16 protein-coding genes are annotated in these 18,077 nt (G+C 64.3%); 5 read left to right on the top strand and 11 right to left on the bottom strand.

Annotated elements, in window-relative coordinates:
- Positions 1–175 precede the first annotated feature (175 nt).
- The 4 genes from HMCN_RS0106730 to HMCN_RS17420 form a co-directional block, all read right to left on the bottom strand.
- Complete coding sequence (locus tag HMCN_RS0106730; RefSeq protein WP_025916662.1) at positions 176–520, bottom strand: DUF1840 domain-containing protein; 345 nt, start codon at positions 518–520, stop codon at positions 176–178.
- 76 nt (positions 521–596) lie between these two features.
- A complete protein-coding gene (gene glpK / locus HMCN_RS0106725) occupies positions 597–2,078 on the bottom strand; it encodes a glycerol kinase GlpK (RefSeq protein ID WP_025916661.1) in 1,482 nt (493 codons plus the stop codon).
- Between the two features lie 8 nt (positions 2,079–2,086).
- A complete protein-coding gene (gene glpD, locus HMCN_RS0106720) occupies positions 2,087–3,622 on the bottom strand; it encodes a glycerol-3-phosphate dehydrogenase (RefSeq protein ID WP_025916660.1) in 1,536 nt (511 codons plus the stop codon).
- Positions 3,623–3,717: 95 nt separating this feature from the next.
- Positions 3,718–4,263: a Spy/CpxP family protein refolding chaperone gene (locus HMCN_RS17420; protein WP_025916659.1), complete on the bottom strand. Its 546-nt coding sequence runs from the start codon at positions 4,261–4,263 to the stop codon at positions 3,718–3,720.
- 180 nt (positions 4,264–4,443) lie between these two features.
- On the opposite strand from HMCN_RS17420, the gene HMCN_RS0106710 reads away from it, so the two are divergent.
- Complete coding sequence (locus HMCN_RS0106710) at positions 4,444–5,172, top strand: response regulator (protein WP_025916658.1); 729 nt, start codon at positions 4,444–4,446, stop codon at positions 5,170–5,172.
- Positions 5,169–6,521: an ATP-binding protein gene (locus tag HMCN_RS0106705; protein WP_025916657.1), complete on the top strand. Its 1,353-nt coding sequence runs from the start codon at positions 5,169–5,171 to the stop codon at positions 6,519–6,521. Before HMCN_RS0106710 ends, HMCN_RS0106705 begins: the two co-directional genes overlap by 4 nt.
- Positions 6,522–6,606: 85 nt before the next feature.
- Here HMCN_RS0106705 and HMCN_RS18255 read toward each other — a convergent pair whose 3' ends face one another.
- The 3 genes from HMCN_RS18255 to gstA form a co-directional block, all read right to left on the bottom strand.
- Positions 6,607–9,087 (bottom strand): mechanosensitive ion channel family protein, encoded by a 2,481-nt coding sequence (locus tag HMCN_RS18255; RefSeq protein ID WP_025916656.1) that lies wholly within the window; start codon positions 9,085–9,087, stop codon positions 6,607–6,609.
- A 91-nt stretch (positions 9,088–9,178) separates the two neighbouring features.
- Positions 9,179–9,985 carry a 4,5-DOPA dioxygenase extradiol gene (ygiD, locus tag HMCN_RS0106695; RefSeq protein WP_025916655.1) on the bottom strand — a complete coding sequence of 269 codons (807 nt, stop codon included), beginning with the start codon at positions 9,983–9,985 and terminating at the stop codon, positions 9,179–9,181.
- 64 nt (positions 9,986–10,049) lie between these two features.
- Positions 10,050–10,661, bottom strand: a complete 612-nt coding sequence (gene gstA / locus HMCN_RS0106690) for a glutathione transferase GstA (protein WP_025916654.1) — start codon at positions 10,659–10,661, stop codon at positions 10,050–10,052.
- Between the two features lie 248 nt (positions 10,662–10,909).
- On the opposite strand from gstA, the gene HMCN_RS0106685 reads away from it, so the two are divergent.
- Positions 10,910–12,421 (top strand): B12-binding domain-containing radical SAM protein, encoded by a 1,512-nt coding sequence (locus HMCN_RS0106685; RefSeq protein WP_025916653.1) that lies wholly within the window; start codon positions 10,910–10,912, stop codon positions 12,419–12,421.
- A gap of 5 nt (positions 12,422–12,426) precedes the next feature.
- Here HMCN_RS0106685 and gcvA read toward each other — a convergent pair whose 3' ends face one another.
- Positions 12,427–13,335, bottom strand: coding sequence for a transcriptional regulator GcvA (gene gcvA, locus HMCN_RS0106680; RefSeq protein ID WP_025916652.1), 909 nt, complete (start codon positions 13,333–13,335; stop codon positions 12,427–12,429).
- Between the two features lie 111 nt (positions 13,336–13,446).
- Here gcvA and HMCN_RS0106675 point away from each other — a divergent pair, with 111 nt between their 5' ends.
- Together HMCN_RS0106675 and HMCN_RS0106670 are read left to right on the top strand one after the other, a co-directional pair.
- Positions 13,447–13,785 carry a DUF2917 domain-containing protein gene (locus tag HMCN_RS0106675; protein WP_035626143.1) on the top strand — a complete coding sequence of 113 codons (339 nt, stop codon included), beginning with the start codon at positions 13,447–13,449 and terminating at the stop codon, positions 13,783–13,785.
- 38 nt (positions 13,786–13,823) lie between these two features.
- Positions 13,824–14,522, top strand: coding sequence for a glutathione S-transferase family protein (locus HMCN_RS0106670; RefSeq protein WP_025916650.1), 699 nt, complete (start codon positions 13,824–13,826; stop codon positions 14,520–14,522).
- 116 nt (positions 14,523–14,638) lie between these two features.
- On the opposite strand, the gene HMCN_RS19985 is transcribed toward HMCN_RS0106670, so the two are convergent.
- The 3 genes from HMCN_RS19985 to HMCN_RS0106655 all read right to left on the bottom strand — a co-directional run.
- Positions 14,639–14,767 carry a hypothetical protein gene (locus tag HMCN_RS19985; RefSeq protein WP_255342426.1) on the bottom strand — a complete coding sequence of 43 codons (129 nt, stop codon included), beginning with the start codon at positions 14,765–14,767 and terminating at the stop codon, positions 14,639–14,641.
- A gap of 1 nt (position 14,768) precedes the next feature.
- Positions 14,769–15,992, bottom strand: a complete 1,224-nt coding sequence (locus tag HMCN_RS0106660; protein WP_025916649.1) for an MFS transporter — start codon at positions 15,990–15,992, stop codon at positions 14,769–14,771.
- Positions 15,993–16,120: 128 nt separating this feature from the next.
- The coding region (locus tag HMCN_RS0106655) for a DNA topoisomerase III (RefSeq protein ID WP_025916648.1) at positions 16,121–18,077 on the bottom strand (1,957 nt) is incomplete at its 5' end.

Genomic DNA, 18,077 nt, shown 5'->3' with positions numbered 1-18,077 from the left:
GGCACAGATTATCCGGGCATTCCAGGCAAGCGTTTGCAGTTTTTTCACAACTAAAAATACTAGGATTATGTATTTTTTAAAATCGCAATGAATTAAAGCGAAAATTCATGCATTTATTTATATACCCCAGCATTTTACCAGTAACTGCGAACGCAGGGCAGCACGCCCGGCGCCGTCAAACGCCCCAGACGATGTCCTGGCCGTCCTTGTGCGCTGCGCGCAGCATTTCCAGCAGCGGGTAGGCGCGCGACGAAAAGGTGACGACTGCGATCGGCTCGTGCTCGTTGTCGTCGCCGGCGTCGCCGTGATGCGCGGCGACGTCCTGCTGCACGTCTTCCGACACCGGGTGCAGCCGGCTTTCGGCGATTTCCGCTTCCAGCCTGACGATCGCGCCGGCGGTTTCGGCGGCGGTGATGACGCCGCGCTCGACGTCCTTGTGCAGCAGATCGAGGATGCGTTTTGCGTGTTCCTTGTACATGACGACTTCGGACGCAGCCTTGGATTTGAACGTGATTAGCATATCGATGCTCGCTGGTTGTTAACTCGCCCCATTTATAGCATGACTTGCCGCTCCCGCTCTACTGCAATCGACCGCATCAGACCGGCGTCACCTGCGCGATCGCGGCTTCCCATTTCCACATCAGGGCCGCGGCCTGGTCGCGGCTGATGGCGGGCAGGAAGGTGCGCTCGATGCGCCAGTGCGCGCTCAATTCCGGCAAGCCCTGATACACGCCGACCGCCAGCCCGGCCAGATAGGCGGCGCCCAGTGCGGTGGTTTCGGTGACTTGCGGCCGGATTACCGGCAGCCCCAGCAGGTCGGCCTGGAACTGCAGCAGCAGGTTGTTCGCCGCCGCGCCGCCATCGACCCGCAATGCGGCGATCGGCGACACCGCATCGCGCACCATCGCCGCCAGCAGCGCGGCACTCTGGAACGCGATCGATTCCAGCGCCGCGTGCGCGATGTGGGCGATCGTGCTGCCGCGGCTCAGGCCGACAATCGCGCCCCTGGCCGACGCCACCCAGTACGGCGCGCCGAGGCCGGTAAACGCTGGCACGAACACCACCCCGCCGGCATCCGGCACCGAAGCCGCCAGCGCCTCGATATCGGCCGCCTGCCGGATCGCGCCCAGGCCGTCGCGCAGCCATTGCACCACCGCGCCGCCGATGAAGACGCTGCCTTCCAGTGCATATTGCGGGCGCGCGCCGAGCTGGCAGGCAGCGGTGCTGATCAAGCCGTGCTGCGAGGCGGCGCAGGCGTCGCCGGTATGCAGCAGCATGAAGCAGCCGGTGCCGTAGGTATTTTTGGCAATGCCGGGGCTGAAGCAGGCCTGCCCGAACAGCGCCGCCTGCTGGTCGCCGGCGACGCCGCCGATGGCCACCGGCGCGCCCAGCCAGTGCGCGCTGCTGCTGCCGTAGCGATGGCTGGACGGGCGCACCTGCGGCAGGATCCGGCGCGGAATTTCCAGCCAGGCCAGCAATTCGTCGTCCCAGCAACCGTCGTGGATGTTCCACAGCATGGTGCGCGAGGCGTTGGTGACATCGGTGACATGTTCGCCGCCGTCGGTCAGGTTCCAGATCAGCCAGGCATCGACGGTGCCGAACGCCAGTTCGCCGCGTTCGGCGCGCGCCCGTGCGCCCGGCACCTGCTGCAGGATCCACTGCAGCTTGGTGCCGGAAAAATACGGGTCGAGCACCAGTCCGGTCTTGGCCTGGATCGGCGCCGCCAGGCCGCGCACGCGCAGCGCCGCGCAGATCGGTTCGGTGCGGCGGTCCTGCCAGACGATCGCATTGCAGATCGGCTGGCCGCTGCTGCGCTCCCACACCACGGTGGTCTCGCGCTGGTTGGCAATGCCCAGCGCGCTGATGTCGCCGGCCGCCAGCCCGGCGTCCGCCAGTGCCCGGCGCGCGGTGCCGATCTGGCTCTGCCACAGCTCCAGCGGGTCGTGCTCGACCCAGCCCGGCTGCGGAAAATGCTGCCGGAACTCCTGCCGGGCCTGCGCCACGATGACGCCGGATTGATTGAAAATGATGCTGCGGGAACTCGACGTTCCCTGATCCATCGCCAGCAAATACGCCATAGCCCACCTCAGATCCGTGTACCCTCGTCAAACCATGCCTGCAACTGCGCCAGATGCTGCGGCCGGCAGTGCAGCCCGCATTTGCTGCGGCGCCACAGCACATCGTCGGCGCTGCAGGCCCACTCCGCGTCGCGCAGATATTCGACCTCGCGCGCAAACAAGCCGGGCGCGAGCTCCACGCCCAGATCGGACAATTGCCGCGCGCCGGCCAGGAAGCGCTCGGCCCGGGTGCCGTAGGCATGGGCATAGCGCTGCGCCAGCCGGGCCGGCAGCCACGGGTAGGCGTGCCGGAAGCGCTGCAGGAATGCGGCGAAATCGTAATGCCCGATCAATCCGCCCGGGCGTTCGAGGTCGCCGCCCGGCAGCGGCACAGCCGCGCTCCAGGCTGGCGCATCCAGCCCCAGCCGCGGCAGCAGCAGCGCCAGCGCCTGTTCGGACAGCTTGCGGTAGGTGGTGATCTTGCCGCCCCAGACGTGCAGCAGCGGCGCGCCGGCATTGTCGCACTCCAGCAGATAATCGCGGCTCAGCGCCGACGCGCTGTGCGCGCTGTCGTCCAGCAGCGGGCGCACGCCGGAATACGCGTGCAGCACGTCGCCGGCGGCAATTTGCTGCCTGAAATAGCGGTTCGCCATCCGGCACAGATACGCCACTTCCGCCGCATCGATCCGCACCGCGCCGGGGTCGCCGCTGTATTCGAGGTCGGTGGTGCCGATCAGCGTGAAATCGTTTTCATACGGAATCGCGAAGATGACGCGCCGGTCCGGGTTCTGGAAAATGTACGCATACGGATGCTCGAACAGGCGCGCCACCACGATGTGGCTGCCCTTGACTAGCCGCAAGCCGTGCCTGCTGCTGGCCCCGAGCGCGGCGGCGAACTGCGCGGCCCACGGGCCGGCCGCATTGACGATCGCGCGCGCGCCGACTTCGCAGCGGCCGGATTGCGCGCTTTCCAGCGTCGCCCGCCACAGCCGGCCGTCGGCGCTGCGGACAGCGCCGACGCATTTGGTGCGCGTCAATATCCGCGCGCCGCGCTCGGATGCGTCCAGCGCATTCAGCACCACCAGGCGCGCATCGTCGACCCAGCCGTCCGAGTATTCGAAAGCGCGGCTGAACGCGCCTTTCAGCGCCGCGCCGGCCGCATGCGAAGCCAGCGCAATGGCGCTTGAGCCGGGCAGGATGTCGCGCCGGGCCAGATGGTCGTACAGGAACAGGCCGGCGCGGATCAGCCAGGCCGGACGCTGGCCGGCAGCGTGCGGCATCACGAAGCGCAGCGGCCGGATGATGTGCGGCGCGACGCGCAGCAATACCTCGCGCTCCTGCAGGGCCTTGCGCACCAGCCTGAATTCGCCGTATTCCAGGTAGCGCAGGCCGCCGTGGATCAGCTTGGTGCTGGCCGACGAGGTATGTTGCGCCAGATCGTGCTGCTCGCACAGGATCACGCGCAGGCCGCGCCCGGCCGCATCGCGCGCGATGCCGGCGCCATTGATGCCGCCGCCGACGACCAGCAGGTCGCAGTGCTGCGCGGGAGCAAGGGTCGATTGAATGGTCAATGCGCAACCTGGTGAAGTTGATGTCTTATGCTGCGCAAAAAAACATTGCGCCGCATCTCCTGATAACCACAACTATGCTTTGCTGCATTCTATCCATATTCGCACGGCCGGCAACGCAAAAAAAACGGCGCCTTACGGCGCCGCCCGGTGTCACAGGTTGCGGTTATCTCCACATATGACCGCGACGATGCCCGCGGCCCTGGCCGAACTCGGCATCGAAGATTTTTTTGCTGCTCCGGCGTGAGTACCGCGTAAAACGTCTTCAATGCGGCCAGGTGGCTTTCCATCCGGGCCTGGCCCTGCTTCATCAGGTCCAGCATCGCTTGCATCCGCTCGGGAGCCGGCATGTTATTCAGTGCGGCGCGGTCCGGGCGCTGGCTCACTGCGGGCAGCGTCATGCCGTCGATGTAGGTTTTCCAGGCCGGTTCCTGGGCCGCGCTCAGCTTCAGCTTGGCGTGCAGCGCCGCCTGGCGCTTGACCATGTACTCCTGCATGCGGTCGCCGCGTTTTTCATTCTTGCCCTGCATCATGCCGGGCTTGGCGGCATTGTCGGACGGTGGCATTTGCGCCAGCGCGGTGCCGCCCAAGCCCAGTACGGTCATGCCGATGACGATGCTTTTGGTAAATGGTCGCATGGTGTTTCCTCTTAAGTGCGTTAGTTGATGAACATGTGCACTGCACATGCAACATACTCTGCGCCGCCGATGTATCTGGCAAGTGTCTGCAAGGCGATTATTTGTATCATTCTGTAATGATTACAAGAAGATACAAAATCCCGCTTCCCTGGGCGCGGCAGCCGCCATAATCTATCCCCTATGGAACCCATTTCTCGCATCCTGATCGTCGATGACGATCGTGAAATCCGCTCGCTGCTGGCGGATTACCTGAGCAACAACGGCTATGTCGCGCACAGCGCCGAAAACGGCAACGCGATGTGGAAGACGCTGGAAGAAACGCCAATCGACCTGATCGTGCTGGACCTGAACCTGCCGGGCGACGACGGCCTGACGCTGTGCCGCAAGCTGCGCGCCAAGTCGCAGATGCCGGTCATCATGCTGACTGCGCGCAACGAGCCGCTGGACCGGATTCTGGGGCTGGAAATGGGCGCCGACGATTACCTGCCGAAACCGTTCGAGCCGCGCGAACTGCTGGCGCGCATCCGCAGCGTGCTGCGCCGTAGCCATGCGCAGCCTCCCGGCCAGGCCGGGCAGAGCCCCGAGCGGCTGCAGTTTGCCGGCTGGACGCTGGATTTGACCGCGCGCCATCTGCAGAGTCCGGAGCAGCTGGTGGTGATGCTGTCGGGCGCGGAATTTCGCCTGCTGAAGATTTTCCTCGAGCATCCGAACCGGGTCCTGAACCGCGACCAGTTGCTGAACCTGACGCAGGGCCGCGACGCCGACCCGTTCGACCGCTCGATCGATATCCAGATCAGCCGCCTGCGCCAGAAGCTGGGCGAAGATGCGCGCTCGCCGCAAATCATCAAGACCGTGCGCAACGGCGGCTATGTGCTGGCGGTTGCGGTGCGCGCGGAAGGTGCGCAATGAAGAATTTCTTCAATTCGATGACCGGGCGCGTGTTCCTGATCCTGCTGTGCGGCATGCTGGCCACGATTGCGCTGACGTTCTGGCTCTCGGATAGCGAGCGCCAGCGCACCATCGGCCAGTTCCGCGAGGCGCATCAGGTGGAACGGGCCGAGCAGTTGACGCTGGCACTGGATGCGCTGCCGGCAGCCAGCCGGCAAGCGTTTCTGGAAACCGCAAAGCGGATCGGCCTGCGGGTCGAATCGGCCCAATCCGGCGCCCGCGAGCGGGCCGCCCCGTCGGCCTTCGCCAAGGCGCTGGGCACGCACCTGGGGCAGGGTTTTCGGGTGGCGTCGATCGAGCCCGGCGCGGCCGATTGCCAGCCGCCGCACCGGGAGCGCAGCATCGCGCCGCCGGGCTGGAATCCGGGCTGCGAAATCGCCCGCATCACGCTGCGCGACGGCACCCTGCTGCGCATGACGATATTGCCGCCGCACAACGGCATGCCGCCGCTGCACCGCGACTTTCTGCTGTACCTGGCGCTGTTCGTGTGCAGCATCGGAGTGCTGGCGTACCTGGTTGCGCGCATGACGATGCGCCCGCTCAAGCAGCTGGCGCAGGCCGCCTTCGATCTTGGCCTCGACCTGAACCACCCGCCGCTGGCGCTGGCCGGCAGCAGCGAAATCCGCCAGGCCGGCAGCGCCTTCAATGCGATGCAGGGCCGCATCCGCGACCATATTCAGCAGCGCACGCAGATGCTGGCAGCCATCACGCACGACCTGCAAACGCCGCTGACGCGGCTGCGGCTGCGGCTGGAAAAGGTGGCCGACATTGAACTGCGCAGCAAGCTGGTCGACGATCTGTCGGCGATGCAGGACATGGTGCGCGAAGGGCTGGAACTGGCGCGCAGCATGGCTTCAGCCGAGCCGATGCAGCGCCTCGACCTGGATTCGCTGCTCGACAGCGTCTGCAGCGACGCCTTGGATGCCGGCCAGCCGGTCACGCTGTCGGGCCACGCCGGCAAGTCGGTGCTGGCGCGCCCCAACACGCTGCGGCGCTGCCTGATCAACCTGATCGACAACGCGGTCAAGTACGGCCAGTCGGCGGCGGTCAGCGTGGCGGTTGAAGCCGGCGATGCCGGCACAATCGCCATCCGCATCCGCGATCATGGCCCCGGCATTGCACCCGACCAGCTGGCGCGGGTGTTCGAGCCGTTCTACCGGATCGAAACTTCGCGCTCGCGCCAGAGCGGCGGTACCGGCCTCGGCCTGACCATCGCCCGCAACATCGCCGAACAGCACGGCGGCAGCCTGACGCTGCGCAACCATCCAGACGGCGGCCTGGAAGCGCTCCTGACGCTGCCGCAGGGATGAAATATACTGGATATTGTATTTTTACATGCCGCTTTAAAAACATGCTACAGCGCAATGAAAATAGGCATACTCCAAGTATAGGATGTTATGGCGGCGGCTCTTGCAGCGCGCCGCGCAACTGCTGCAGCAGGCGCTCGTCCATGCTGCGCAGGTGCAGGTCGCGTTGCGCGAACGGCAGCTCGATGCCGGCGCCGGCCAGCGCCTTGCTGACCGCGATGCAGAGCTGGCTGCGGATCGGGCCGGTGCGGTCGTACTGCCCGGCCCAGCAGCGCAGCCTGAAGTTCAGCGCGTCGGCGCCGAAGCCTTCGAAAAAGGCGTCCGGCGCCGGCTGCGCCAGCACTTCCGGATGCGCGGCGGCGACCCCGATCAGCAGCGCGATCACCTGTTCCGGATCGCTGCCGTAGGCGACGCCGAGCGGAATTTCGATGCGGCGCTGGCGGTCCGACAAGGTCCAGTTGACCACCTCATTCGAAATCAGCGACGCATTCGGCACCACCACTTCGGCCCCGTCCCAGGTGCGCAGGATGCTGGCGCGAATCCCGATGCTCTTGATCTCGCCCGAGCGTTGCCCGGTTTCGATCGCGTCGCCGACCTTGATCGGGCGCTCGAACAGCAGCACCAGGCCGGACATGAAATTGTTGACCAGGCCCTGCAGGCCGAAACCGGCGCCGACGCCGAACGCGCTGATCAGGATCGTGAAGCGGTCCAGATCGACGCCGGTGGCGACGATGGCCAGAATGAAGCCGGTCAGCAGCAACAGGTAATGCAGCATCATCGACAGCGCATACGGGATGCCGCGCGCCAGCGCTATGCGCGGGAAAATATCTTCTTCGAGCACGAAGCGCACCAGCCGCGACAGCAGGAACGCGGCCCAGATGGTGCCGCCGAAGGCCAGCAGGTCGCCCAGCGACACATGCAGCGCACCGATCGCGCTCTTGCTGGCCAGGGTCTTGAGGACGAAGTCGAATAGCGGCTTGCGCAAGGCAAACAGTTCCAGCACGGCGACGAGCCACCAGCCGACAATCAGCCAGTGCGCAGCGCGCTGCAGGCGGCGTTCCAGCAACGGCTTGTAATGGCGCACCATGGCCAGCGAACGCAGCGGCCAGGTGTACAGCGCCAGCGTCGACAGGCTGACCAGCGCGCGCAGCGCCGCATACAGAATCACGCCCGCATACAGCGCGTTCAGCGTGGCCGCATTCAGGAAGTAGCCGAGCTGCGAATAGCCGAGCACTTCCGCCGCCAGCGCCACTGCAAACAGCAGCGTGGCCGCGCGCGCAATGCGCAGCGACCATGTGAAGTCGGCCTCGGCGCTGACCGCAGGCGGCATCTGCGCCAGCCGCCGCGGCCGCAAAAACCAGAACAGGAACAGCAGCGTGCCGGCCAGCTGCAGCTCGAACAGCAGCCGCTCCCACAGCACCGCCGCGCCGAACATTTCGCGCAGCCGGTTGACCACGTACAGCACCAGCAGCGCATACAGGAAAGCCGCCAGCTTGCGGTGGATCAGGCGGCGCAGGATCACGATCGTCGGCGGCAGCGCCAGCGCCAGCAACAGCAGGTTGAACTCATGCGGCGCGTATCTGAGCACCCACGGGCTGACGACGGTCATCAGCAAGATCGTGATCGCGCCCGGATGCTCGAACACCCATACGGTGCCGGCCAGTGCGGGATCGGCCAGGGTCCGCAGCCGCACCTGGGTGCGGATGCGCCACAGTCCGGCCGTAAACAGCACCGTCAGCAACAGCAGAAATGCGCCGCTCGGCTGGTTGGCCTGCAGGTATTGCGCAATCGTTTCCTGATTGGCGCGGATCGCCCGCCGGAATTCCTGCAGGCGCTCGATCTGGCCGCCGGCGCTGCGCTCGGCGCTCCAGATCGGCGCGCTGTCGCGCAGCAGCAGGCTTTCCAGCGCGGCATCGGTGGCGCGCTTGAGTTGCGCCCGCTGCTCGGCCGCGCGCGCTTCGAAGCGGCTGACCTGGGCTTGCAGCGTCAGGATTTCGGAGCGCGCCTGGTCCGCCAGCAGCTGCACCCGTTCGATCTCGGTTTGCACCGCGCGCACCCGCGCCTGCACCGCATCCGGCGCGCCGCTGTCGCGCGCAGCGTCGCGGGTGGCCTGCCAGGTCTGCTGCAGGCCGTCGAGCTGGGTCAAATTGTTTTCGAGCAAGACTGCGCGGCCGGTCAGCGTTTCTTCCCATGCGCCCAGCCGCGCCAGCAACGACAACCAGCGGGTATCGAGCTCGCGCAGCTGCTCCTGCGAGTAGGTCGCGCCCAGCGCCAGCCGGGTTTCCTTTCCGGTCGCATCGAAATCGCGCCCGAAAGAACCCAGTTCGCGGTCGATGGCCGCCACTTTCGGCGTCGGCGCAAGGCCGGCGACGATATCGCGCAGCAGCGCATCGGCAGTCTCGGCGGCAGCGGCGATGTTCGGCACCGCAATCGGCTTGATCGCCGGCGCGGCAGCGGCAGGCTGGGTGACCGGGGTGGCGGCAAATCCGGCGCCGGCAGCCGCGCCCAAAGCGCACAGCAGCAGCAACGCGCGGCCGCGGCCGCGCAACAAGGTAATCAGATGCGACATGGGACGGATCAATCGGTAAAGTCGGGCAGGCTGACAGTGTAGTGCCTGGCCGCCGGAATCGGCCGTATCCCGGCAAAGTTTTACGCCGGATTCAGGCCAGCGCCAACCCTGCCGGCAAGCCGAACCCGGCCGACAGCATGCCGATCGAGCCCAGTTCGACCACATCGTTGAAGAACGTCACGGTGTCGTCCGGCTGCTTGCTGCCGAGCGCGTACAGCAGCGGCAGGAAATGCTCGGTGGTCGGCACCGCCAGCCGGGCATCCGGGCCATCCGTCATGGCAGCCAGCAGTTGCGCGCGGTCGTCGGCCAGCAGGCAGTCGCGCATCGTGCGGTTGAAACGCAGCGCCCAGTCGAAGGCCGGCGCTGCGCCGTCCCAGACCACCGCGCGCAGGTTATGCACCAGGTTGCCGCTGCCGAGAATCAGCATGCCTTCCTCCCGCAACAGCGCCAGCCGGCGGCCCAGATCGAGGTGGAACGCGGCATCCTGGGTCAGGTCGATGCTCAACTGCAGCACCGGCACATCAGCCGCCGGATACATCTTGTACAGCACCGACCAGCTGCCGTGGTCCAGGCCCCAGGACTGGTCCAGCTGCACCGGAAGCGGCGCCAGCAGTTCGCGCACCCGCGCCGCCAGCACTGGGTCGCCGGCCGCCGGGTATTCGATATCGAACAAGGCCTGCGGAAAACCGCCGAAATCGTGGATCGTCGGCGGCGCCGCCATCGCCGTGACCGCGGTGCCGCGCGTGGTCCAGTGCGCCGACACCGCCAGGATCGCCCGCGGGCGCGGGAGGCGAGCACCCAGGCGCTGCCAGCTTTGGGTGCATTGATTGTTCTGCAGCGCATTCATCGGGCTGCCATGGCCGATGAAGAGTGCAGGCATACGTTGCGAATTTTTCATGATCGAACTGCCCTCACGTCGGTTACGGATGCGAAAAACGGCTTGGAATCGGCCTGGAACCGCATCACGCCTTGATCAAGTCCTCTTCCAGCAGCGCTGCATGCACCGCCGGGCGTGCCGCAACGCGGGCCTGGAAGACGGCAATAGCCGGCCAGCGGCTCATGTCGAGCTGCACGAACCCAGCCCAGTTCAGCACCGTAAACAGGTATGCATCGGCCACCGTGAATTGCGCGCCCAACAAGTAATCGCTGCTTGCCAGCTGGCGCGCCACGATCTCGAAGCGGGTTGCCAGCGCATCGCGCGCCATTTGCTTGGACTGTTCCGGCACTTCCGGGTTAAACAGCGGGCTGAAACCCTTGTGCAGTTCGCTGGCGATGAAATTCAGCCACTCCATCAAACGGTAGCGCGCCATGCTGCCGGCTGCCGGCGCCAATTGTTTTTCCGGCACCAGGTCGGCCAGGTATTGCACGATGGCCGGGCCTTCGGTCAGGATCTGGCCGTCGTCCAGTTGCAGCGCCGGCACCGATCCCTTCGGATTGATGCTCCTGTAATCTTGCCCGCCGGCAGTAGTTTTTTTGCTCAGGTTGACTTTTTCGGCCTCGAACGCAAGGCCGGCTTCATGCAGCACGATACGGGGGGAGAGGGAACAGGCGCCAGGAGAAAAATACAGTTTCATCGGATCATTCTTTCGCAGAAGTGGAACAGCATATGCAGGCAAAGCCGCCGGCGACAATTGCCTTGCGGCTAACCTGGATGGTAGCGCATTGCGTATCGCCTTGCTGTTTAACCGTTATGATGCGGGCTTGACGCATTTCGCCTGCCGACCATGCGCGTTACCCATTGCCTCACCCCGAGCCTGGAATACCGAACTTCATTCCGTTGCACGAATGACAGTTAAATGGAATCACAATTGGACCATCCGCCATGACCATCATCCTGTCGACCCTGAACGCCCGCTACGCCCACGCCTCGCTAGGCTTGCGCTACCTGCTTGCCAACATGGGCGAACTGCAGCCGGAAACCCGCCTGCAGGAATTCGTGATCGGCGCCAAGACCACCGATATCGTCGAAAAGCTGCTGCAGCAACAGCCGCGCATCATCGGTTTCGCCGTGTATATCTGGAACGTCGAGGAACTCACCCGCGTAGTGGCGATGCTGAAACAGATCGCGCCGCAGATCGTGATCATGCTGGGCGGGCCGGAGGTGTCGCACGAGCCGCAGCAGCAGGCGATCGTGCAGGCGGCCGATTACCTGATCACCGGCTGGGGCGACCTCAGCTTTGCCAGGCTGTGCCGCGAAGTATTGAACGGCCCCAAGCCGCTGATGAAGATCCACGCCGGGCTGCAGCCGCCGCTGGATCAGATCGCGCTGCCGTACGCGCTGTATTCGGAGCACGACCTGAAGCACCGCATCCTGTACGTGGAAGCCTCGCGCGGCTGCCCGTTCAAGTGCGAATTCTGCCTGTCGTCGCTGGACAAGACCGCCTGGCCGTTCGACCTGGAGCGCTTTCTGGCCGAGCTGGAGTCGCTCCATGCGCGCGGCGCGCGGCTGTTCAAGTTCGTCGACCGCACCTTCAACCTGAACATCAAGACCAGCCTGAAGATCATGCAGTTCTTCCTCGACAAGATCGCGGCCGCCCCGCAAGACCCGGTGTTCGCCCACTTCGAGCTGGTGCCGGACCACCTGCCGGATGCGCTGAAAGCCGGCATCGCGCAGTTCCCGCCCGGCGCGCTGCAGTTCGAGATCGGCATCCAGAGCTTCAACCCCGAGGTGCAGGCGCTGGTCAGCCGCCGCCAGGACAATGCGAAAGCGGCCGACAACATCCGCTGGCTGGTCGAGCATTCGCACGCCCACCTGCATGTCGACCTGATCGCCGGCCTGCCGGGCGAGGACATGGCCAGCTTCGCCGCCGGCTTCGACCAGCTGCATGCGCTGCAGCCGCACGAAATCCAGTTCGGCATCCTGAAGCGCCTGCGCGGCACCCCGATCATCCGCCATACCGAAACCTTCAAGATGGTGTTCGACGCCCGGCCGCCCTACACCATCCTGGCCACCGACCGCATCGACTTCGCCGCCATGCAGCGGCTGGTGCGCTTCGCCCGCTACTGGGACCTGGTGGCCAATTCCGGCCGCTTCGCCCATACGCTGCCGCTGATTCTGGAATACAGCCCGTTCGCCCGCTTCATGGCGCTATCGGACTGGATCTACGCGAAAACCGACGCCACCCACCGCATCGCGCTGGAACGACTGGCCGCGCTGGTCGGTGAATGGCTGCTGGAGCAGGGGCAGGATGGCGCCACCGTTGCGGCGACGCTGGCCAGCGATTATGCCGGACAGGCCAACCAGCCGCACACCAAGCCGAAAGCGGCCAAGGCCGCCGCCAAGCTGGCGGAACATGCGGCACCGCAGCGGCAAGCGCGACATATGACGGCCTGACGGCGTCATTCTGTTTCTTGTTCCTGCGCCTTGATCTCCTCCCGCAACCAAGCCCGGAAGCGCTGCACCTTGCCGGCTTGCGCCAGCGCCGGCGGGCACACCAGGTAATACGAAGCCGGACTCGGGATGCTGACCGCAAACAGCCGCACCAGCGCGCCCCGTTGCAAGTCGTCGGCCACCATGGTTTGGCGCGCCAGCGCAATCCCCTGCCCTTCCTTGGCGGCCTGCAACAGCGAGTGCGAATCGCTGTAAGTCACGCCGCGCGGCTCGGGCGCATCCAGTCCGGCCGCCGCGAACCACGGCGTCCAGGGCTCTCCCATCGAATTCAGCAAGGGCAGGCTCGGCAATTCACTGGCTGCTTCAGGCAACTTGCCCTGGTTGAAAGCAGGCGCGCAAACCGGGAAATAGATGTCGCCGAACAGGCGCTCGCACCACAGCTCCGGCCAGTTGCCGTTGCCCATGCGCAAGCCGATATCGACCGCTTCGCGCGAAAAATCGACCAGATGGTCGGCGGTCTGGACCACCAGCTGGATATCCGGATTCTGCTCGATGAAGCGCCCCAGGCGCGGCACCAGCCAGCGCGCCGCGAAGGACGGCATCACGCTGATCGTCAATTGGCCGGCATTGGCGCGACGGCTGATGTCCTGCGCCGCGGCGGCGATTTCGAGCCAGGCCGCGCGCACCCGCTCGGCCAGCATCCGCCCTTCCGGCGTCAGCGCCAGGCCGCGGCCGACGCGGGTAAACAGTTGCACCCCGAGCGATTCTTCCAGCGCGCGCACCTGATGGCCGACCGCGCCGTGGGTCAGATGCAGTTCTTCTGCGGCGCGGCTGAAACTGTTGTGCCGCGCGGCGCTCTCGAACGCGCGCAGGGCCGGCAAGGCTGGCATTCTCGGCAATGCTTCTGCTGGGCTCATACGATAATTTTATTATCAGGTTGGCGAAAAGGTATCACTGGAATGCACTGCGGCCACCCACTATCATGACTTCATGCCGCTTCAACTGGCATTACCTCAAGGAGCAAGATCATGGATCGCCACAACGATATGATAAGTAAATTCTCCATAGAACGGTTGGAAATGCGCGCCGGCGCAGTCACTGAACTGCAACTGCCGGCGGGAGCCTGCCTGACCAACCGGCAAGGCATGCTGTGGATCACCCGCAGCAACGATAGTCACGATTATTGGCTGATGCCCGGAGCCGGCCTATCCTTTCCGCACGCCGGCGTGCTGCTGCTGGAAGCCTACGGCGATAGCGCGCTGACCATCGAATCGCGCCAGCCGGCCAAATTTCATGCGCTGCCGTGGCTGCGCAAGCTGCTGCGCCGCCCGACGGCGCGCCCTGCGCGGCTGGCAAACTGCCATTAACCGCTGTCCAAACCCGTAATACGTTCTGAAGGAAGCCCATGTATCAGCTTTATATCGCCAACAAGAATTATTCCGCGTGGTCGCTGCGTCCGTGGGTATTGATGAAAACGCTCGGAATTGCGTTCACCGAACAGCTGATGCCCTATGTGATCGGCATATCGGGCACCAGCTGGGAACACTTCCGCAGCTTCTCGCCGACCGGCAAGGTGCCGTGCCTGGTCGATGGTGCCACCACGGTGTGGGAGTCGCTCGGCATCGTCGAGTATCTGGCCGAGCGCCATCTCGGCGTGTGGCCGGCCGATCCCCAGGCGCGCGCCTGGGCGCGCTGCGCCAGTGCCGAAATGCATGCTGGGTTTACTGCGCTGCGCGCTGTCTGCAGCATGAATTGCGGCGTGCGGGTGCAAGTGAATCAGGCGGCAGCAGGCTTGCAGCCGGACATTACGCGTTTGAGCGAACTATGGGAAGAGGGGCTGGCGCGCTTCGGCGGGCCGTATCTGGCGGGGCGGGAGTTTACTGCGGTGGACGCCTTCTTCGCGCCGGTCGCATTCCGCTTCCAGACTTACGGCCTGCAGACCAGCGGCGCGGCACAGGCGTATCTGGCGCGCTTGCTGGCACACGACAGCATGCGCGATTGGGAACGTGCGGCGCTGGCCGAACCATGGCGCGAACCGGGACGCGAGGCGGACTCAAAAGCAGCCGGTACCTGGCTGGCCGATCTGCGGCTGGTCGAACAATAACGGTGCACCGGCAGCCCGGCCATGCCTGCAATATTGAAGGGTGTGTCAATAAATACCGTATTTACCGCATGAATTTTGCGGCACTTGAAAAATACCAATCTTCTGTATGAACAAAATCAAAAACACAGATAAATCCGGTTCGCCAGATCCAGCACGAAGTCCGGCTGCAGGTACGCACCGAAGATCAGCGCCAGCAGCAGCGCGCCGGCGAGTCCGAACAGCAGGCGCTTGAGGAACGGCTTCATCTCATGCCAGCGCGGCGCGGCTGCGCGCAATCGCTTGCTCGTTGATCGGCAGGTTGACCAGTGCGGCGAATACCCCGAGCCCGATGGTGATCATCCAGACCGTATTGTAATTTCCCTGCAGCGTAAACAGATAGCCGCCCAGCCAGACGCCCAGAAAACTGCCGATCTGATGCGAGAAGAACACGAAGCCCGACAGCATCGACAGGTAACGCACGCCGAAAATCCCGGCGATCACGCCATTGGTCAGCGGCACCGTCGACAGCCACAAAAATCCCATCGCGCTGGCAAACACATACACCGACCATTGCGACAGCGGCGCCAGCAGAAACAGGCTGATGATAAGCGCGCGGCTGGCATAAATGCCGGACAGCAAATAGCGTTTGGGAACCCGCCCGCCGAGATGGCCGGCCACGAACGAGCCGAAGATATTGAACAGCCCGATCAGGGCCAGCGCAATCACTGCCACGTTCGGGTCCAGGATGCCCTTGTCTTTCAGGTAGGCCGGCAAATGCATGCCGATGAACACGACCTGGAAGCCGCAGACGAAATAGCCGGCCACCAGCAACAGGAAAGGCCGGTAGGCGAACGCCTCCCTGATCGCATCCGTGATGCTTTGCTGGTGTTCGTCGACGGCAGCATGCCGCGGTTCGCGCAGGCGCAGCGCCATCGGCAGCATTATCAGCAACAACAGCGCGGCCACCAGATAGAACGCGTTTTGCCAGCCGGCGATGGAAATCATCCGCTGCTCGATCGGCATCAGCATGAATTGCCCGAACGAACTGGCCGCGCCCGAAATGCCGAAGGCCCACGAACGCTTCTCGGCCGGCGCGATGCGCGCGATGATGCCGCTGACCGCGCCGAAGCCGGTACAGGCCAGGCCGCCCCCGACCAACACGCCGGCACCGAGCACGAATAGGGTCGGTTCGCTCACCAGCGCCATCCAGACCAGGCCGGCCGCATACAGCAGCGCCCCGAGCAGCACCACCCGCATGGTGCCGTAACGGTCCGCCGCCATGCCGGCGAACGGCCCGAATACGCCCCACATCAGGTTTTGCAAGGCAATTGCCAGCGAAAAGGTTTCGCGGGTCCAGCCCTGCGCCTGCGAGATCGGCTGCAGCCAGAAGCCGAAGCCGTGCCGCACCCCCATCGCCAGAGTCAAAATCAGACCGGTGGCGATCAGGATCACCTTCAGATCGGGAGTGCGGGAAGCAGGGTCGTGGAGCATGGTGTCGGGCGATTGGCAAAAATTGAATAAAAATCAGGAGTATTTTTAATACCGCAAGAAATACATACGCAAACTACAAATTTCTTACCATACTCCCGCCATGCATCGCTAGCGGCGCACACTGCGCGTTAAGCAGTTTTCTTGGCAACGGCCTTGCGTACCGCCGGTTTGGCGGCGGCTTTCTTGGCCGGCGCTTTTTTGGCGGCGGCCTTCTTGGCTGCCGGCCTTATTGTTGCCGCGGTTTGCGTATCCGCCGCATCTGCCGCCGTAGCCGCGTCCGCACCTGCAGCCGCCTTGCCTTTGGCCGGCGCCTTGGCCTTGCGCTCCTCGAACTCGAAGCTGACCTTGCCGTCCTTGCCCTTGACCAGGAAAGCCTTGAACGGGCGGCGGGTGCGCTGCGAGATGAAGCCCGGCAACAGGTCGGTCTTGCCTTCGTTGAGCAGCTTGGCCATCTGCTCCGGCAGAATTTCCTGCTGCAAGATGATGCGGCCGCTGCGGAAATCGCAGGCTTTCGGCCTGGCGACGGTTTTTTCGCAAACGTAGCCGAGGCCCATTTCATACACGCCGCTGCCGCATTTCGGGCAGGCGCCGAGCGGCGTCTGGCCGCTGAAATCGACCCCTTCGCCATCTTCGCTCTCGTCGTTCTGGCCGAAGTCGAATTCCATCTTCAGGTTCTTGTGCTCTTCATCCGGGACAATGCGCAGGATGGCGGCGAACGGGCGCCCCATCTTGGAGCGGAAGCCTTGCAGCGGGCCGATAGTGCGGTTCTTCAGCAGTTCCTCGACCTCGGCCACCTCAAACTGGCGGCTGCCGGGGGTCTTGCTCATCGAAAACTCGCATTTGGTACAGGCGAAGCGGCGGTAATTTTCCTTCACCACGCCGCCGCAATGCGGGCACGGCGTAGTCAGCGTCGCGTAGTCGCCGGGTATCGTGTCGTTGTCGTATTCCTTCGCGCGCTTGACGATGATCTGGGTCATCTGGGCGATTTCGCGCATGAATTCTTCGCGGCTTTTCTGGCCTTTTTCGATTTGCGACAGCTTGTATTCCCACTCGCCGGTCAGCTCCGGCGAAGTCAGCTCGGACACGCCGAGGCCGCGCAGCAGCGTCATCAGCTGGAATGCCTTGGCGGTCGGCATGATCTCGCGCCCTTCGCGCAGGAAGTATTTCTCGGTCAGCAAGCCTTCGATGATAGCCGCGCGCGTGGCCGGCGTGCCCAGGCCCTTGCCGGCCATCGCTTCGCGCAGATTGTCGTCGAGCAGCTTGCCGGCGCCTTCCATCGCCGACAGCAAGGTGGCTTCCGTATAGCGCGCCGGCGGCTTGGTGACCAGCCCGTTGGCCGTAATCTTGTCGGTCAGGACTTTTTCGCCCTTGGCCACCGGCACCAGATTGCCGGCATTTTCGCTGTCTTTTTCGGCCGTTTCCTTGCCGTAGATCGCCAGCCAGCCGGGATTGGTCATGACCTTGCCTTCGGTCTTGAACTGGTGGCCCGAGACTTCAGTATAGCGGGTGGTGACCTGGAATTCGGCCGCCGGGAAGAACACCGCCATGAAGCGCTTGGTGACCAGGTCGTACAGCTTCTGTTCCGGCTCGGACAGGTTTTTCGGCGCTTGCGTGGTCGGGATGATCGCGAAGTGATCCGAAATCTTGCTGTTGTCGAAAATCCGCTTGTTCGGCTTGACCCAGCCCTTGTTCAGGATCTGTTTGGCAAACTGGTGGTAATTATGGTTCTCCGACACGGTTTCCAGCGCCTGCTTGACGGTGCCGAGATAATCTTCCGGCAAATGGCGCGAGTCGGTCCGCGGGTAGGTCAGCACCTTGTGCTTTTCGTACAGCGCCTGCGCCAGTCCGAGCGTGTTCTTGGCCGAAAAGCCGAAGCGCGAGTTGGCTTCGCGCTGCAGGCTGGTCAGGTCGAACAGCGCCGGCGCCATCGAGGTGGTCGGCTTCGATTCTTCGCTGACGCTGCCCTGCTTGCCGCGGCAGGCGGCGACGATCGACTCGGCGGCGGCCTTGCTCCACAGCCGTTCCGCGCGTTTTTCCGGATCCGTTTCGTCTTTTTTATGCTTGGTGTCGAGCCAGCGGCCTCGT

Origin of the sequence: Herminiimonas sp. CN, assembly GCF_000622895.1 — a bacterium.
GTDB lineage: Bacteria > Pseudomonadota > Gammaproteobacteria > Burkholderiales > Burkholderiaceae_D > AVCC01.
Note: the sequence above shows the minus strand (reverse complement) of the source record. Positions and strands in the feature narration are given on the sequence as shown.

What these genes read in the sequence shown, in the direction of transcription:
- HMCN_RS17420 (WP_025916659.1), bottom strand. Translation starts at nt 4,263, where the DNA reads ATGCGACCATTTACCAAAAGCATCGTCATCGGCATGACCGTACTGGGC.
- HMCN_RS0106660 (WP_025916649.1), bottom strand. Translation starts at nt 15,992, where the DNA reads ATGCTCCACGACCCTGCTTCCCGCACTCCCGATCTGAAGGTGATCCTG.
- ygiD (WP_025916655.1), bottom strand. Translation starts at nt 9,985, where the DNA reads ATGAAAAATTCGCAACGTATGCCTGCACTCTTCATCGGCCATGGCAGC.
- HMCN_RS0106710 (WP_025916658.1), top strand. Translation starts at nt 4,444, where the DNA reads ATGGAACCCATTTCTCGCATCCTGATCGTCGATGACGATCGTGAAATC.
- gstA (WP_025916654.1), bottom strand. Translation starts at nt 10,661, where the DNA reads ATGAAACTGTATTTTTCTCCTGGCGCCTGTTCCCTCTCCCCCCGTATC.
- HMCN_RS19985 (WP_255342426.1), bottom strand. Translation starts at nt 14,767, where the DNA reads ATGAAGCCGTTCCTCAAGCGCCTGCTGTTCGGACTCGCCGGCGCGCTG.
- HMCN_RS0106675 (WP_035626143.1), top strand. Translation starts at nt 13,447, where the DNA reads ATGGATCGCCACAACGATATGATAAGTAAATTCTCCATAGAACGGTTG.
- HMCN_RS0106730 (WP_025916662.1), bottom strand. Translation starts at nt 520, where the DNA reads ATGCTAATCACGTTCAAATCCAAGGCTGCGTCCGAAGTCGTCATGTAC.
- HMCN_RS0106670 (WP_025916650.1), top strand. Translation starts at nt 13,824, where the DNA reads ATGTATCAGCTTTATATCGCCAACAAGAATTATTCCGCGTGGTCGCTG.
- gcvA (WP_025916652.1), bottom strand. Translation starts at nt 13,335, where the DNA reads ATGAGCCCAGCAGAAGCATTGCCGAGAATGCCAGCCTTGCCGGCCCTG.
- glpK (WP_025916661.1), bottom strand. Translation starts at nt 2,078, where the DNA reads ATGGCGTATTTGCTGGCGATGGATCAGGGAACGTCGAGTTCCCGCAGC.
- HMCN_RS18255 (WP_025916656.1), bottom strand. Translation starts at nt 9,087, where the DNA reads ATGTCGCATCTGATTACCTTGTTGCGCGGCCGCGGCCGCGCGTTGCTG.
- HMCN_RS0106685 (WP_025916653.1), top strand. Translation starts at nt 10,910, where the DNA reads ATGACCATCATCCTGTCGACCCTGAACGCCCGCTACGCCCACGCCTCG.
- HMCN_RS0106705 (WP_025916657.1), top strand. Translation starts at nt 5,169, where the DNA reads ATGAAGAATTTCTTCAATTCGATGACCGGGCGCGTGTTCCTGATCCTG.